This is a genomic window from Streptomyces sp. NPDC001157 (assembly GCF_053598255.1).
The window spans coordinates 1-15,544 of the sequence record NZ_JBSFJW010000049.1 but is presented as its reverse complement, the minus strand read 5'-3'; the positions used below and the strand labels follow the sequence as shown (position 1 = coordinate 15,544).

The following is a 15,544-nucleotide window of genomic DNA, read 5'->3' as shown; positions in this document are numbered from 1 at the left end:
CTGGACCCGTGATGGAAGAGTCGGAGTTCTGGGAGCTGGTGGACGCCGCCCGCGAGGCCGCCGAGGGCGATCCCGAGGAGCAGGCGGACCTGCTGGTGGAGCGGCTCCTGGAGCTCGACCCGGAGACGGTCCTGGACTTCTCCCGTCATTTCGAGTCCCGCTACAACCGGGCCTACAGCTGGGATCTGTGGGGTGCCGCCTGGGTGCTGCTCGACGGGGCGAGCGACGACGCGTTCGACTTCTTCCGGTGCTGGCTGATCGGGCAGGGGCGGGAGGTGTACGAGGGAGCCGTGCACGACCCCGACACGCTGGCCGACCTGCTGGACGACTTCGACGAGGAGATCGACGGGGACGGGGAGGAACTGGGCTACGCGGCGGACGAGGCCTACGAGCAGCTCACCGGGACCGTCGCCCCCGACCTGGGCATCCCGGCCGCGGCCTCCGAGCCGGAGGGCACACCGCTCGACTTCGAGAACGAGCGGGTGCTGGCGGAGCGATATCCCAAGCTGTGGGAACGCTTCCGGGAGTGACGCTCACATCCGTGCGACGAGGGGGACCATGGCTCGAATCCCGTACCCGGAGCGGCCGTCCGACGCCGTCGCCCGGCTGCCCGTGCCGCTCAACGCCTTCCGCATGCTCTCGCACGCCCCGCCGCTGACGGGCCCGACGATCGAACTGGGCCTGGCCGTGCTGCGCGAGTCGACGCTGTCGGTCCGGTTGCGCGAGCTGGTCGTGATGGCCGTCGCGGCCGCGACGCGGTGTGCGTACGAGTCCGCCCAGCACCACCCGATCGCCCTCGACGCGGGGGTGACGCCCGAACAGCTGGCGGCGATCGCCGAACGGCGCGCCGACGGGCGGGAGTTCGACGAGTCGGAGTCGGCGGCGGTGACCGCGGCGTTCGAGCTGGTGGCCCGGCACACCCTGTCCGAGGACACCCTGGCAGCTCTCCGCGCCTCCTTCACCGACCGGCAGGTCATCGAGATCGTCACCACGACCGGCTACTACGTCATGCTGGCAGGCCTCATGAACGGACTCGGCGTGGACGTCGACCCCTCCGGCGAACAGTTCCTGGGACTGGTGAACCGCGACCCCGGATGAGAATCAGGCCGTCCGTCGGCGGGTCGCGTCCGAGGGGATGTACGCCTGCGCCAGGGGGGCCTTGACCACGTGGTGCATCGGGGCCGCGTTGGCCTGGTCGAGAGCGGACGCGGTGACCGCGGCCGGGCCCAGGACGACGGCCGCGGCCGCGCACAGTGCCGCCCAGGGGCCATGGGCGGGCCGGGAGCGGCCCTCGGTCTTGTGCGTGGTGCTGTGGTGACTGTTCACTTCTTCCCCACCTCCAGTCAGTGCGTGTGCATGACGATAGGGAGAGCGCCTCGGGAAGATCCGTGAGGCGGCTGAGAGAGACCTGTGAGGCCATGACCAGCCCGTACGTGAGGGAGATCACGCGCGAGGAACACCTTGCCCATCTGCGGCAGCACCCCGACGCGAGCCATCTGCAGATTCCCGAGTGGGGCGATGTGAAGCCCGACTGGCAGGCGGAGAGCGTCGGTTGGTTCGAGGGCAGGGCGATGGTCGCCGCGGCCCTCGTGCTGTACCGGCCGCTGCCCGGCACCCGGCGCTGCCTCGCCTATCTCCCCGACGGGCCCGCGATCGACTGGCACACCGCTCGCCTGGAACGCCTGCTGGACCCGCTCGTCGCCCATGTCGAGGAGCGCGGGGCGTTCTCGCTCCGGATAGGACCGCCCCTCGTCGTACGCCGCTGGGAGGCGGCCGGCGTCACGGCGGGCATCGCCGACCCCGATGTACGCCATCTGCACGATCTTCCGGCGGACGGCCTCGACGGGTACGCGCTGGACGTTGCGGAGCGGCTGGGGCGGCTCGGGTGGCGGCGGTGCGAGGAGGACGAGGGCAGCGGCTTCGGGCTGGGCCAGCCGCGCTACGGCTGCCACATACCGCTCGCGGGGCGCTCGGTGGACGAGTTGCGCGGGGCCCTGGCACCGCACTGGGAGCGTGGCCTGCGCACGTCCGAACTGGCCGGTGTGCGCGTCGGCTGGGGCGGGGCCGCCGACCTGCCCGAGTTCTACCGGCTGTACACAGCGACCGCCGCCCGCGACGGTTTCAAGGCCCGCCCGCCGGAGTACTTCGGGCGCATGTGGAAGGTCCTGAACGCCGAGGACGACGACCGGCTGCGGCTGTATCTCGCCGAGTACGACGGCGAGGTGCTCTCCGCGGCGCTCATGATCAACGTCGGCTCGCGCGCCTGGCACTCATACGCCGCGTCCGGCCGCGAGGGGCGTGAACTGCGGCCCAGCAGCGCGCTGTTGTGGCGGATGCTGTGCGACGCGCGGGCGGCGGGGGCCGAGACGTACGACCTGCGGTCCGTCACCCCTGTCCTGACCGAGAACCGGCTGCTGAACCGGCTCCGTTACAAGACGGGCGCGGGCGGCCGGGCGGTGGAGTACCTCGGGGAGTGGAAGCTGCCGGTGGGCAGCCAGGGCAAGGTGCTGCAGCGGGCGCTGGGGGCGTATCTCGGGCGCAGGTGAGGCTGTATCGATGTGCGGCTCCGCCGCGTGGGTGCCGCTAGGGCGTGCGGCCCTGCAGCCGTGCCGCCAGCTGTCTGATCTCGGGGAGGCGGGCGGTGAGGGCCATGCCGGGGCAGCTGGTCATGTAGGCGTCCTTGTGGGCGGCGAGGGCGGGCAGGGTGGCGGTGGTGCCGGAGGCGTAGCGGCTGAGGCTGTTGCTGGAGACCAGGCGCGCCTCGGCACGCGGGTCGATGTCGGCGAGGCCCAGTTTCCAGGCGGCGAGGGCGGCTATCGCATCCGTCATGGCCTGCGGGACGGTGGCGCCCGCGGTGAACGTGCCGAGGGCCGCGATGCCTGCCGTGCGGTGGTTGAAACCCTGGGTGTGGGCGCCGGTGACGGCACGGTCGACACCGCCGGCGCGGCCCTCGTAGACGGTGCCGCAGCGGTCAACGACGAAGTTGTAGCCGATGTCGTCCCAGTTCCGGACGCCGGTCTGGCCCGTGTAGAGGTAGCGGATGATGCGGGGCGCCTCGGCGCAGTCGTAGTCGTTCGGCGAGTCGGTGTGGTGGACGAAGACCGCGACCACCTTGTCGTCGTAGCGCGGGGGCGGCTGGGCGTGCCGGGCGAGGGAGTCGAGCCAGGCCGACCGGGGCACGATGTGCGGCATGGGCGCGGTGTGCGGCGCGGCGGGGCGGGGGGCCGCGACGGGCGGCCGGTGCTTCGCGGCCGGGTGTCCGATGCCGTCGGCGCACAGGACCAGTCCGAGGGCCGCGGCCAGCCCGGGCAGGCAGGCGAGCAGCACGCGCGGGACACCGGGCCCCGCAGAGGCAGCGGCTGATGGCACGCATGATGTGCGGCTCCGTCGCGCGAGCGCGGCGCGTGCGTGCCGGGGTCCTCGCGATCTTCGGACGCGCATGCACCCACTCTCGGCCGGATCCGCTCCGTCCGCGATGTGTGCTGTGCCACCCGGTGGAACCATCGTCCTGGTCCGGGGCGTTTTTCCTCATGCACGCACGCGTGGCTGATCACTGGGCCCGTCCCGCGCGTACTAAGAGGTCTGAGAGAAAGGCGGCTCTGTGGACCTGCTCGACATCCTGCTGTTGCTGGTGGTCGTGGCCTACGCGGCATCGGGCTACCGGCGCGGACTGGTGGCCGGCTGTGTCTCGCTCGCCGGGTTCGTGGGCGGCGCCGTGCTCGGCGTGTGGATCCTGCCGTGGACGATGGACCTGGTGACCGCGGGGACGACCCGGGCGACGGTGACCGCGGTGCTGACCGTGCTGCTCCCGGCCGTGGTGGGGCACGAGCTGGCGGGGCGTCTCGCGCTCAGGCTGCGCCGGGAGCTGGACCGGGGGCCGCTCAGGGTGGCGGACGGAGTCGGCGGGGCCGCGGCCAACTCGGTCGCCGTGCTGATCGTGGCCTGGGTCGCCGCAAGCGTCCTCGGCGCCTCCTCGTCACCACTGCTCACGACCGCGATCCGGGACTCGGCGCTGCTCGGTGCCGTGCAGGACGCCATGCCGGACACCACCCCCGCCTGGTTCTCCCGGGCCACCTCGGCGCTCACCCAGGCGGGCTTCCCGCAGGTGTTCAACCCGTTCGAGAACGAGTCGACGGCAGAGGTAGCCAAGCCCACCGGCGACAGCGTCACGGCGAGCGCCACCGACGCGGCCAAGCGCAGCACGGTGAAGATCGAGGGCGTCTCCGGCACCCAGGGGCGCGAGGGCAGCGGGTTCGTGTACGCACGCGACCATGTGATGACCAACGCGCATGTGGTGGCCGGAATCAACGACCCGAACGTGCGGATCGGCGGGGTCGGGCGGTCGTACGAGGCACGGGTGGTGCTCTTCGACCCCGACAGGGACGTGGCGGTGCTGTACGTGCCCGGGCTGCGCGCGCCGGTCCTGAAGTTCGACGACGGGGCCGCGCGCGGTGACTCGGCGGTCGTGGCCGGCTATCCGCAGGACGGTGACCTCGACCTCCAGGCGGCAACGGTCGCGAACCGGGTGCGGGCGACCGGCCAGAACATCTACAGCGACGCCACGGTGACCCGCGAGATCTACTCGATCCGCTCGACCGTCCGCCCCGGCAACTCCGGCGGCCCGCTGCTGACGACCAAGGGCCGGGTCTACGGCGTCGTCTTCGCCCGTTCGACGTCCGACAACGAGACGGGCTACGTCCTGACGGCGGCCGAGGTCGCCTCGGATGCCGGGCGTGCGGCGACCGCGACGGCGTCGGTGGACACGGGCGACCTGGTCACGTCGTAGAGCCGGCGGTCAGAGACCGCACCCCATGAGCACGTCGTCGACGTACTCACCCTCCAGCAGGAACTCTCCGGGCAGGATCCCCTCGACGACGAACCCCTCGGCCTCGTAGAGCTTGCGGGCCGGGGTGTTGTGGCCCAGGACGCGCAGCGTGAGCCGGCGCGCGCCCTGATTGCGTGCCTCCTCCCGCACGGCCCGCAGCAGCGCCCGCCCGACGCCGGCGCCCCGCGCCTGCTCGGCGACGACGAGCCCCTGGATCTGCCGGACATGGGCGTTGCAGACGAGCGGGGTCGGGCGGGCCAGCCGGATGTAGCCGACGACCTCCCCGTCGAACTCCGCGACCAGATGGTCCCGGGGCCCGAACCGCTCGTTGTAGAAGGGTTCGTACGGCGGTTGGGGGCGCGGCTGCACGGAGTGCAGCGGGGACCAGGTGACACGGTCGAGGCGTCCCAGCGTCTCCTCGTCGCCGAGGGTTGCGTGACGTATGAACGGAACCGGCATGACGGCCACCTTATGAGTCCCCCGGGCAGAATGGGCCCATGGAACGCTCCCGAATCGCGGTGGCCGGTGCGTCCGGGCTCATCGGTGGCGCCCTGGTGCGGTCCCTGACCGCGGACGGGCACGAGGTGGTGCGGCTGGTGCGCCGGGCGCCCCGGGCGAAGGACGAGGTCCGCTGGGACCCGGAGGGCGGGCACGTGGATCCGGCCGTTCTCGCCGGGTGCGACGTCGTGGTCAACTTCGCGGGCGCCGGCGTGGGTGACCACCGCTGGACGGACGCGTACAAGACGCGCATCCGGAAAAGCCGGGTGCTCGGCACCGCCGCGCTGGCCGAGGCGATCGCCGCGCTGGACGAGAAGCCGCGGGTGTTCGTGAACGGCAGCGCGATGGGCTACTACGGCGAGACCGGCGACCGGGCGGTCGACGAGAGCGCGCCGCCCGGAACGGGGTTCCTGCCGGAGCTGTGCGTGGTGTGGGAGGGCGCCGCGGCCCCCGCGCAGGAGGCGGGCGTCCGGACCGTGTTCACCCGGACGGGTCTCGTGGTGGCCCGCGGCGGTGGCGCCTGGGGCCGTCTCTTCCCACTGTTCAGGGCGGGCCTCGGCGGACGCATGGGCGACGGCCGCCAGTACTGGTCGTACATCGCGCTGCACGACGAGGTGGCCGCCATCCGCCACCTCATCGACACCGACGACCTGTCCGGGCCGTTCAACCTCACCGCCCCGCACCCGCTGACGAACCGTGAGATCACCACGGCCATGGGGCGCGTACTGCACCGCCCGACGCTGTTCCCCGTGCCCGCGCCCATCCTTCGGACCGTGCTGGGCGAAATGGCCGGCGATGTGCTCGGCAGCGCACGAGTGCTGCCCAAGCGGCTACTGGAATCCGGCTTCACATTCGCATTCCCGGACATCGAAGGAACACTCAAGGCCGCACTCGCAGAGCCGTAGGCCCAGACACCCCAAGACCACCGCACCAGCCGACGCCGTTCCCCGCGCCCGCGCCCGTCCCGCGGACCGTACTCGGCGAGATAGCCGGCGATGTGCTCGGCAGCGCGCGGGTGCTGCCCGGGCGGCTGCTGGAATCGGGCTTCACGTTCGCGTCCCCGGACATCGAAGGGGCGCTCAGGGCCGCACTCGCAGAGCCTTAGGACGCAGGCGCTCCGGAGGCGCAACAAAGAAGGCGTGACCGTATGCGACCGCTGTGCGACCGTGCTCTGTTCATGCGCGACTGTTCTTGACCGGTCACGGACCTAACCTCGACCCGAACTCGGGTATCCCTGGAGCCAGTTGGGGGCATGACGTCTCCACCGGCCGCGCAACCTCGAGGAGGGGCACGTGCTTGAGCCCGCGTACCAGGCGGACGTCGTGATCGTGGGAGCCGGGGTTGCCGGACTCTCCGCGGCGCATCGGCTGACCAGCGCAGGAGTGACGACCGCGGTTCTGGAGGCCGCCCCTTGCGTGGGGGGCCGCATGTCGACGGAGAAGGTCGACGGGTTCCGGCTCGACCGGATCGGCCAGCTGCTGTCCACGGCGTATCCCGAGCTACGGCTGGCCCCCGGGCTGGACGCGCTCGTGCTGCGTCCGTTCGCGCCCGGCGTTCTGCTGCACAGCGACGGACGCCACCACCGCGCGGGCGCCCCGCCGGCCGCGGGTGGCGCAAGGGGCGCACTCCATGCGGTGCGCGCCCTGGCGAGCGCCCCCACCAAGGGCGCCCCCCGGACCACCGCCCCGCTCGGCAGTGCCGTGGACCAGGCCCGCCTCGGCAACGCCCTGTCCCGGCTCGCCACGATCCCCATCGAACGTCTGCTGTCCCGCCCGGAGTCGACCGCCGCCCAAGCCCTCACGGCCCGCGGTGTCCCCGCCCGCACCATCGACAGCTTCCTGCGCCCGTTGCTGGCCGCCCTGCTCTGCGACCCGGAACTGACCACCTCCAGCCGATGCGCCGACCTCGCGCTGCGCGCCTTCGCGTGCGGGCGCCTGTGCCTGCCCGAGGGCGGCGCCGAGATGCTCCCGGAGCTGCTCGCACGAGCCCTCCCGCCGGGCACGGTCCACACGGGCGTCCGCGTCACCTCGGTCTCGACCAGCGCCGTCACGACCGCCGAACACGGCGAGATCCGCTGCCGCGCCGTCCTCCTCGCGACCGACGCCCGCGCCGCAGCCGACCTGCTGCCCGGCCTGCGCGTACCGGACTTCCACCCCCTGACGGTGCTTCACCACACCACGGACGAGCCCCCGGCCACAGGCTCGTCCCTCCTCCTCGACGCCGACCGCGGCGGCCCTGTCGCCCACACGGCGGTCGTCAGCGCGGTGGACCCCGGCCGGGCCCCCGCAGGCCGCGCCCTCATCTCCTCCACCGTCCTCGGCCCACCCCCACCGGAACTGGACACCGCCGTACGCATGCACCTCTCCCGCCTCTACGGCACCTCGACCGCACGCTGGGAGACCCTCACCGTCCACCACACCGCCGAGGCCGTCCCCGCGATGCGTCCGCCACACGACCTCCGACGCCCCGTAAGGCTGCTGGCAGGCCTGTACGTCTGCGGCGACCACCGTGACACCAGCACAGTCCAGGGAGCCCTGCACTCGGCCCACAGGGCCTCAACAGCCATCCTGACGGACCTGGGAGCAGCGGGCTCGATACACAGGGCGGACCCACCCAGCAGCACAGTGAAGCAAGCGGCGTGAGCAAGCGCCCCTTCAGGGGCGCGGGGAACTGCGCGAGAAACCACGACGAACGCACGCACGGCATCCAGCAGTCGAAGTTACGGCGATACCCCGCCTAGCCCAGCGCAGCGACCTTGTCGCGATACCCCCGCACAGGCGCAGCATCCTTATACGGCTCCAACCGCCGCTCGAACTCCCGCACATACTCAACCGCCCGCACAGACCGCATCTCCGCCGCAGCACTCGCCGCCTCCGCCCCCAACGCACACGCCTGATCAAGCTCCCCCAGGCCCAGGCGGGCGGAGGCAAGCACCACCCGGCAGAACAGCCGACTCCGCGCATACGCAGGCGCACGCAACTGCAGCGACCGCTCCGCATGCTGCGCCGCCGCACGGAACTGCTGCAGATCCCGATGCGCGTGCCCGAACTCATCCGCCAGCTGTGCCTCGTCGAAGAACCGCGCCCAGAACGGCACCTCGTCACCAGTTCGCGCGGCCTCCAGGGCCCGCTCCGCCCGCACCAGCGAGGCGGTGCAGTTGCGCACCTCGCCGAGCACCCCGTGCCCGCGCGCCTCGGCCGAGTGCAGCAGCGCCTGCACCACCGGCGGGGCATTGGTCCCGACGCCCTGCTGGGCGACCCGCGCCAGCTGCACGGCCTCCCGTCCGTGGCCGAGATAGACGGCCTGGCGGCTCATGGTGACGAGCACGTACGAGCCGTACGCCCGGTCCCCGGCCGCCTGGGAGAGCCGCAGCGCCTGCACGAAGTACCGCTGCGCGAGCCCGTGCGCGGCGATGTCGTACGACGTCCAGCCGGCGAGCCGGGTCAGATCGGCGGCCGCGGCGAACAGCCGCCGTCCCGTCTGCTCGCCGTAGGTGCCGCGCAGCATGGGCTCGCACTCGTGCTCCAGGTAGCGCACGAGGGCCTGGCGGGCGTGGCCGCCGCCGTACTTGTCGTCGAGGGTGCGGAACAGTTCGCCGACCGAGCGGAGGGCGGCGATGTCGCCGGCGGTGACCTTCTGGCCGGGGCCGCGTTCGGCCTGGCCGCGCTGCCGGGGCACCGTCGGGCGCCCTTGAGCGGGGACCTTGGCCGGCTGTTCGCCGCGGGCGACCTTGTCGTCGGCGCGGCCGATCAGCCAGTCGCGGCTGGGCACGACGAGACCGGCGGGTGTGAACGCGATCTTGCGGAGCTCGGCGTGCGAACCGGAGTCCTTGCGCCACAGGCCGCCGACGATGTCGACGGCCTCCTCCGGGGCCGAGGCGAACTCGAGCCCGGCGTACACCGGCGCACAGGCGTCGAGGCCGAGGTCCTGGGCGGTGAGACGGCGGCCGAGGCGGCGGGTGAAGACCTCGGCGATCAGGGCGGGAGTGGTGCCGCGGGGCTGCTGCCCGCGCAGCCAGCGGGTGACCGATGTCTTGTCGTATCTGAGATCAAGCCCGTGTTCGAGGCCGAGCTGGTCGACTCGGCGGGCGAGACCCGCGTTGGAGAACCCGGCTTCTGCGATGAGCGCGGCGAGCTGGCGGTTGGGAGTGCGCTGCGCGGGTCGTTCCGTCATCTGCGGTGCGGTCTCCTGCCTTTCGGGCCTCCAGGGACCGTCGGCCCTCTGTGCCCGGATTGCCTGTGAGCAGCCCTTATGGCCTCTGTGAACGGCGCGAATGTAGCGGAGAGTGAGCGGGCGGTCGCACACTTCGACACTCGTTCATCCGATCGTGTGAGGATTGGCCGCAGGGCTGACGTGACACGGTCGGTCGTACAGTGGCGTAGGCGCGTTTCGTGCCTTACGACCTGCTAGGGAGGCGCTTGCCGTGAGTGAGCTGCGGTTCGTCCGCATGGGATTCGGTGCCGAGGCCGTCGAGTACCAGACGGCATGGGACGAGCAACGACGGGTGCACGCGGCGCGGTTCGCCGACGAGATCCCCGACACCGTCCTGCTGCTCGAACACCCTCCGGTCTATACGGCAGGGCGGCGCACGGCGGACAACGAGCGGCCCCTGGACGGCACCCCCGTCATCGACGTGGACCGCGGCGGCAAGATCACCTGGCACGGTCCGGGCCAGCTGGTGGGCTACCCCATCCAGAAGCTCCCGCGCCCGGTGGACGTGGTGGCCCATGTACGGCGCCTGGAGGAGGCCCTGATCCGCACCTGCGCGGAGTTCGGCGTGGAGACCACGCGGGTCGAGGGCCGCAGCGGGGTGTGGGTCCTCGGCGATCCGGTCGAGCAGCGCCCGTCGCTCGGCGGGCTGTCCCTCGACTTCGACCCCCGTCTGCACGACGAGGAGTTCGACCCCCGGATGAACGGCCCGGAGTACGCCCCGTCCAACGCGGGCCAGCGCCGCGAGGACCGCAAGATCGCGGCGATCGGCATCCGCGTGGCCAAGGGCGTCACGATGCACGGCTTCGCGCTGAACGTGAACCCGGACAACCGGTGGTTCGACCGCATCATCCCGTGCGGCATCCGCGACGCGGGCGTCGCCTCCCTGGCCGGCGAGCTGGGCCGTGACGTGACGATCGCGGAAGTGCTGCCGGTGGTGGAGCGGCACTTGGCGGAGGTACTGGAGAACGCGGACCTGAAGCCGAGGGTGATCGAGAAGACACCGGCAGCCTGAACACCGCGCCGGGCATTCAAATCAACGGGCGTACCCTTGAGCACGCCGAAGAATCAACGCTAGGGAGCCGGTCGTGTCCGCAGTCGCACCCGACGGACGCAAGATGCTGCGCCTGGAGGTCCGCAACAGCCAGACCCCCATCGAGCGCAAGCCCGAGTGGATCAAGACCCGGGCGAAAATGGGCCCCGAGTACACGAAGATGCAGAACCTCGTGAAGAGCGAGGGCCTGCACACGGTCTGCCAGGAAGCCGGCTGCCCGAACATCTACGAGTGCTGGGAGGACCGCGAGGCGACCTTCCTCATCGGCGGCGACCAGTGCACCCGGCGCTGCGACTTCTGCCAGATCGACACCGGCAAGCCCGAGGCCCTCGACCGTGACGAGCCGCGCCGCGTCGGCGAGTCCGTGGTCACGATGGACCTGAACTACGCCACCATCACCGGCGTCGCCCGCGACGACCTGGAGGACGGCGGCGCCTGGTTGTACGCCGAGACCGTGCGCCAGATCCACGCGCAGACCGCCGAGCGCGAGGCCGGGCGGACGAAGGTGGAGCTGCTCGCCCCGGACTTCAACGCCGTGCCCGAGCAGCTCGAAGAGGTCTTCTCCTCCCGTCCCGAGGTCTTCGCGCACAACGTCGAGACCGTGCCCCGGATCTTCAAGCGCATCCGCCCCGGCTTCCGCTACGAGCGCTCGCTGAAGGTCATCACGGCCGCCCGCGACTACGGGCTCGTCACCAAGTCGAACCTCATCCTCGGCATGGGCGAGACCCGCGAGGAGGTCAGCGACGCGCTGCGGCAGCTGCACGAGGCCGGCTGCGAGCTGGTCACCATCACGCAGTACCTGCGGCCGTCCGTGCGCCACCACCCCGTGGAGCGCTGGGTCAAGCCGCACGAGTTCGTGGAACTGAAGGAGGAGGCCGAGCAGATCGGCTTCTCCGGCGTGATGTCCGGCCCGCTGGTCCGGTCGTCCTACCGGGCCGGCCGGCTCTACCAGATGGCCGTCGAGCTGCGTCAATCAGCTGCTCCGCAGCGGGGCGGCTCCTACGTCGCTTCACAGGCCGTCTGACGGTCGCACGACCCATCGCCAGATGGCACGGAGTGCCACCTCTCCGTGTGAAACTGCGCACAAGAAACTACCAGCCAGTAACGGCCGATTCGACGCGGTCCTGACCGTCCTCGCAGATGAGGGCGCCGTCAGGGCCGCGTCAGCGTTTTCACCCGGCGCATCAAGGCTTCATTGGTGTTTGACCGGTCGGTCACGCCCTGGTAACACCAATCAGTGACGCTGGACTCACGCCACGTACACCCGCCCCAGTGCCCGTATCCCGAGGGGGGACCTCCACTATGCAGGCCGCGCCGGTTCGCGCCAACGCCATCCCGTCATTCACCACTGCACTGCGTGCCGTCGAGTCGCTGCTCATGAGCAGCGGTCAGCGCACCGCCCGTCGTAACGCCTGGACCTCCGTCCTGGAGGACCGCCGCCGCGCCAAGGACCGGGTCGAGGCCCAGCGCGTCATGGAGCAGACCCTCGTCGGCCGCCCCTGAATCCCACCCTCCGGACACTGCCGTCGTACGGCGCTTCCGGGGCCACGTAGACTTCGTGGCATGGCGAGGAAGGAACCTGCAGCGGACGCTGCGAACCCCGGGCGACTGAAGCAGATCGCTCTGACCTACAAGATGACCCGCAAGGCCGACAAGAAGATCGGTCTTGTACTCGCGGCTGTCGGCATCGGCATCTTCGGTGTTTTCCTCGCGATCGGTTTCTTGATCGGTCACCCCATCTATCTCGGCATCCTGGGCCTGCTGCTCGCCTTCCTCGGAACGGCGATCGTGTTCGGGCGCCGGGCCGAGCGGGCGGCCTTCGGGCAGATGGAGGGACAGCCGGGCGCGGCCGCGGCGGTCCTCGACAACATCGGCCGAGGCTGGACGACGACACCCGCGGTGGCGATGAACCGCAGCCAGGACGTGGTGCACCGGGCCGTCGGCAAGGCCGGCATCGTCCTGGTCGCCGAGGGCAACCCGAACCGGGTGAAGAGCCTGCTGGCCGCCGAGAAGAAGAAGATGAACCGCATCGTCGCCGACGTACCGGTGCACGACGTCATCGTCGGCACGGGCGAGGGCCAGGTCGCGCTGAAGAAGCTGCGGACCACGATGCTGAAGCTGCCGCGCGTGCTTACCGGGCCGCAGGTGACGGCCACCAATGACCGGCTGCGTGCCATGGGTGACCTGATGAGCAACATGCCGTTGCCGAAGGGGCCTATGCCGAAGGGTATGAAGCTGCCCAAGGGTGGGCCGAAGGCCCGCTGATTTCGCTGCTACGACGAGGGGGCGCCCGATTGCTTCGGGCGCCCCCTCGTCGTAGCGGAAGCATCTTCGTCTGCGGCGTCGCTGTGGCTGGTCGCGCCCACGCGGCGGAGCCGCTAATCGACACAGCCTCGCGCCCCTTCGGGGCGCTCCCTCAGCCGCGGACTTCGACCGTGCGGGCCAGGCGGTCGTGGAGGCCCCTGCCGTCGCGGTCCCAGATCAGTGCCGGGATCGCGATGCACAGCAGGACCGTGCGGAGCGTGGCGCGGAGGGGGCTCGGGCGGCCGGTGTCCAGGGCGACCACGCGGAGGCCGAAGAGGCGCTTACCGGGGGTGAAGCCGATCGTGCCGACCGTCAGGACGCCGAGCAGGAAGAAGACGAGCAGGGCCCAGTTGCCGGTCGCCTGGTTGTAGCCGTGAGTAATAAGACCGTATGCGATCAAGAGGCACAGGCCCCAGTCGACGAACAGGGCGCCGAACCGGCGGCCCGGGCGGGCGATCGAGCCGGGTCCCTCCTCGGGCAGACCGAGCTGCTGACCGCGGTATCCGAAGTCGACACCGGCTTCCTCTGCGGCCGCGCGGGGGCCCGAGAGCCATGAGCCGATTGCATCCCTGTTGTCCACGCGTCCACGGTACTGCGCCCGTTTCGCGATACGGACAGGTGGGGTACACCGGACTCGGTCCGGTTAACTTGTGCGAAACAAATGGGTCACGCCAGAGAAATCACCCGTCCCTAGGGTCGGGGACAGCGTGTGCCACCGCACTGGCCGCACGAACGAACTACCACCCCGGCAGGACGGTCGGGAGTAGGAGGAGCTGGATGTTCCAGAACGCCGACGAGGCCAAGAAGTTCATCGCGGACGAGGACGTCAAGTTCATCGACGTCCGCTTCTGCGACCTGCCCGGTGTGATGCAGCACTTCACGGTGCCGGCAGAGGCCTTCGACCCGGCCGAGGAGCTGGCCTTCGACGGCTCCTCGATCCGCGGCTTCCAGGCCATCCACGAGTCCGACATGGCGCTCCGCGCCGACCTGTCCACCGCGCGCGTCGACCCCTTCCGCCGCGACAAGACGGTCAACATCAACTTCTTCATCCACGACCCGATCACGGGCGAGCAGTACTCCCGTGACCCGCGCAACGTGGCGAAGAAGGCGGAGGCCTACCTGGCGTCCACCGGTATCGCCGACACCGCGTACTTCGGCCCCGAGGCCGAGTTCTACGTCTTCGACAGCGTGCGCTTCCAGACCTCCGCGAACGAGGCCTTCTACCACATCGACTCCGAGGCCGGCGCCTGGAACACCGGTGCCCTCGAGGACAACCGTGGTTACAAGGTCCGCTACAAGGGCGGCTACTTCCCGACCCCGCCGGTCGACCACTTCGCCGACCTGCGTGCCGAGATCTCCCTGGAGCTGGCCAACTCCGGCCTCCAGGTCGAGCGCCAGCACCACGAGGTGGGCACCGCCGGCCAGGCCGAGATCAACTACAAGTTCAACACGCTGCTCGCCGCGGCCGACGACCTCCAGCTCTTCAAGTACATCGTGAAGAACGTCGCCTGGCGCAACGGCAAGACCGCGACCTTCATGCCGAAGCCGATCTTCGGCGACAACGGCTCGGGCATGCACGTGCACCAGTCGCTGTGGGCCAACGGCGACCCGCTGTTCTACGACGAGGCCGGCTACGCGGGCCTGTCGGACACCGCCCGCTACTACATCGGCGGCATCCTCAAGCACGCCCCGTCGCTGCTCGCCTTCACCAACCCGACGGTGAACTCCTACCACCGTCTGGTGCCGGGCTTCGAGGCGCCGGTCAACCTGGTGTACTCGCAGCGCAACCGCTCCGCGGCCATGCGTATCCCGATCACGGGCTCCAACCCGAAGGCCAAGCGCGTCGAGTTCCGTGCGCCCGACTCCTCCGGCAACCCGTACCTGGCCTTCTCGGCCCTGCTGCTCGCGGGTCTGGACGGCATCAAGAACAAGATCGAGCCGGCCGAGCCGATCGACAAGGACCTCTACGAGCTGGCCCCCGAGGAGCACGCGGGCGTCCCGCAGGTCCCGACCTCGCTCCCGGCCGTGCTCGACTCCCTCGAGGCCGACCACGAGTTCCTGCTCGCCGGTGACGTCTTCACGTCCGACCTGATCGAGACGTGGATCGACTACAAGCGCGCGAACGAGATCGCTCCGCTGCAGCTGCGCCCGCACCCGCACGAGTTCGAGCTGTACTTCGACGTGTGATCGACGCCTGACCCAGGCCCTGCGCCCGCGCCCCCGTTGTCGTACCGACAGCGGGGGCGCGGGCGCATGTTCTATTCTGCCTCTGCCGATGACATGACACGGGGGTGGACGGGATGCCGGAGCACGAACACGACGACCAGGAGCGTGAGTTCGACCTGAGGTGGGCGGACGACGCGGAGCACAAGGAGCCCTCGGCGCGGGCCCGGATGCTGGCCGCGCGGTGGAGGGAGAACCCGCCGGAGCCGCAGCCGTTCCGTGCGGATCCCGAGCCGGTGGCGCCGCGCCGCTCCTCGTGGGTGTCGACGGCGATCGTGCTGGGCAGCGTGGCGGCGATCATCGTGCTGCTCGGGTGGGCGCAGTTCCGGGCCCCGTACTAGGGTCTGTTGTGAAAGTGGATCTTGATCGTGGATGATCACGTCCTGTGGGACGTGGTGATCTGACGAACGGCCAATGGGCCCGGCTTGCAC

Annotated in this window: 18 protein-coding genes; 13 read left to right on the top strand and 5 right to left on the bottom strand. The window is 70.7% G+C overall.

Annotated elements, in window-relative coordinates:
• Window positions 1-11 precede the first annotated feature (11 nt).
• Window positions 12-530, top strand: a complete 519-nt coding sequence (locus ACWDAG_RS43405; protein ID WP_450701114.1) for a DUF4240 domain-containing protein — start codon at window positions 12-14, stop codon at window positions 528-530.
• Between the two features lie 28 nt (window positions 531-558).
• Window positions 559-1,098, top strand: coding sequence for a carboxymuconolactone decarboxylase family protein (locus ACWDAG_RS43400; RefSeq protein ID WP_450701082.1), 540 nt, complete (start codon window positions 559-561; stop codon window positions 1,096-1,098).
• 3 nt (window positions 1,099-1,101) lie between these two features.
• Here the strand turns inward: ACWDAG_RS43400 and ACWDAG_RS43395 are convergent, their stop codons facing one another.
• A complete protein-coding gene (locus ACWDAG_RS43395) occupies window positions 1,102-1,326 on the bottom strand; it encodes a hypothetical protein (protein WP_450701081.1) in 225 nt (74 codons plus the stop codon).
• Window positions 1,327-1,418: 92 nt separating this feature from the next.
• On the opposite strand from ACWDAG_RS43395, the gene ACWDAG_RS43390 reads away from it, so the two are divergent.
• Window positions 1,419-2,546: a lipid II:glycine glycyltransferase FemX gene (locus ACWDAG_RS43390; RefSeq protein WP_450701080.1), complete on the top strand. Its 1,128-nt coding sequence runs from the start codon at window positions 1,419-1,421 to the stop codon at window positions 2,544-2,546.
• A gap of 37 nt (window positions 2,547-2,583) precedes the next feature.
• Here ACWDAG_RS43390 and ACWDAG_RS43385 read toward each other — a convergent pair whose 3' ends face one another.
• Complete coding sequence (locus tag ACWDAG_RS43385) at window positions 2,584-3,327, bottom strand: peptidoglycan recognition protein family protein (RefSeq protein ID WP_450701113.1); 744 nt, start codon at window positions 3,325-3,327, stop codon at window positions 2,584-2,586.
• Between the two features lie 274 nt (window positions 3,328-3,601).
• Between ACWDAG_RS43385 and ACWDAG_RS43380 the strand changes: the two genes are divergently transcribed.
• Window positions 3,602-4,786, top strand: coding sequence for a MarP family serine protease (locus ACWDAG_RS43380; protein ID WP_450701079.1), 1,185 nt, complete (start codon window positions 3,602-3,604; stop codon window positions 4,784-4,786).
• 9 nt (window positions 4,787-4,795) lie between these two features.
• Here the strand turns inward: ACWDAG_RS43380 and ACWDAG_RS43375 are convergent, their stop codons facing one another.
• Window positions 4,796-5,293: an N-acetyltransferase family protein gene (locus ACWDAG_RS43375; protein WP_450701078.1), complete on the bottom strand. Its 498-nt coding sequence runs from the start codon at window positions 5,291-5,293 to the stop codon at window positions 4,796-4,798.
• A gap of 29 nt (window positions 5,294-5,322) precedes the next feature.
• Between ACWDAG_RS43375 and ACWDAG_RS43370 the strand changes: the two genes are divergently transcribed.
• From ACWDAG_RS43370 to ACWDAG_RS43360, 3 genes are all read left to right on the top strand, one after another.
• Window positions 5,323-6,228 carry a TIGR01777 family oxidoreductase gene (locus ACWDAG_RS43370; protein ID WP_450701077.1) on the top strand — a complete coding sequence of 302 codons (906 nt, stop codon included), beginning with the start codon at window positions 5,323-5,325 and terminating at the stop codon, window positions 6,226-6,228.
• Window positions 6,162-6,428 (top strand): DUF1731 domain-containing protein, encoded by a 267-nt coding sequence (locus ACWDAG_RS43365; protein ID WP_450701112.1) that lies wholly within the window; start codon window positions 6,162-6,164, stop codon window positions 6,426-6,428. The genes ACWDAG_RS43370 and ACWDAG_RS43365 overlap by 67 nt, the downstream gene beginning before the upstream one ends.
• Window positions 6,429-6,615: 187 nt before the next feature.
• Window positions 6,616-7,965 carry an NAD(P)/FAD-dependent oxidoreductase gene (locus tag ACWDAG_RS43360; RefSeq protein WP_450701076.1) on the top strand — a complete coding sequence of 450 codons (1,350 nt, stop codon included), beginning with the start codon at window positions 6,616-6,618 and terminating at the stop codon, window positions 7,963-7,965.
• 94 nt (window positions 7,966-8,059) lie between these two features.
• On the opposite strand, the gene ACWDAG_RS43355 is transcribed toward ACWDAG_RS43360, so the two are convergent.
• The gene (locus tag ACWDAG_RS43355) at window positions 8,060-9,496 is read right to left on the bottom strand and encodes a regulator (protein ID WP_450701075.1); all 1,437 of its coding nucleotides are present in this window, start codon (window positions 9,494-9,496) and stop codon (window positions 8,060-8,062) included.
• A 250-nt stretch (window positions 9,497-9,746) separates the two neighbouring features.
• On the opposite strand from ACWDAG_RS43355, the gene lipB reads away from it, so the two are divergent.
• From lipB to ACWDAG_RS43335, 4 genes are all read left to right on the top strand, one after another.
• Window positions 9,747-10,547, top strand: coding sequence for a lipoyl(octanoyl) transferase LipB (lipB, locus tag ACWDAG_RS43350; protein ID WP_450701074.1), 801 nt, complete (start codon window positions 9,747-9,749; stop codon window positions 10,545-10,547).
• A gap of 73 nt (window positions 10,548-10,620) precedes the next feature.
• Window positions 10,621-11,610: a lipoyl synthase gene (gene lipA / locus ACWDAG_RS43345; RefSeq protein WP_450701073.1), complete on the top strand. Its 990-nt coding sequence runs from the start codon at window positions 10,621-10,623 to the stop codon at window positions 11,608-11,610.
• Window positions 11,611-11,888: 278 nt separating this feature from the next.
• Window positions 11,889-12,089: an SCO2195 family GlnR-regulated protein gene (locus ACWDAG_RS43340; protein WP_450701072.1), complete on the top strand. Its 201-nt coding sequence runs from the start codon at window positions 11,889-11,891 to the stop codon at window positions 12,087-12,089.
• 60 nt (window positions 12,090-12,149) lie between these two features.
• Window positions 12,150-12,851, top strand: coding sequence for a DUF4191 domain-containing protein (locus ACWDAG_RS43335; protein ID WP_351470106.1), 702 nt, complete (start codon window positions 12,150-12,152; stop codon window positions 12,849-12,851).
• Between the two features lie 151 nt (window positions 12,852-13,002).
• Here the strand turns inward: ACWDAG_RS43335 and ACWDAG_RS43330 are convergent, their stop codons facing one another.
• A complete protein-coding gene (locus ACWDAG_RS43330; RefSeq protein ID WP_450701071.1) occupies window positions 13,003-13,470 on the bottom strand; it encodes an RDD family protein in 468 nt (155 codons plus the stop codon).
• A 197-nt stretch (window positions 13,471-13,667) separates the two neighbouring features.
• Between ACWDAG_RS43330 and glnA the strand changes: the two genes are divergently transcribed.
• Together glnA and ACWDAG_RS43320 are read left to right on the top strand one after the other, a co-directional pair.
• Complete coding sequence (gene glnA / locus ACWDAG_RS43325) at window positions 13,668-15,077, top strand: type I glutamate--ammonia ligase (RefSeq protein WP_344406327.1); 1,410 nt, start codon at window positions 13,668-13,670, stop codon at window positions 15,075-15,077.
• 113 nt (window positions 15,078-15,190) lie between these two features.
• Window positions 15,191-15,454 (top strand): SCO2583/SCO2584 N-terminal domain-containing protein, encoded by a 264-nt coding sequence (locus ACWDAG_RS43320; protein ID WP_450701070.1) that lies wholly within the window; start codon window positions 15,191-15,193, stop codon window positions 15,452-15,454.
• The last annotated feature ends 90 nt before the right edge of the window (window positions 15,455-15,544 follow it).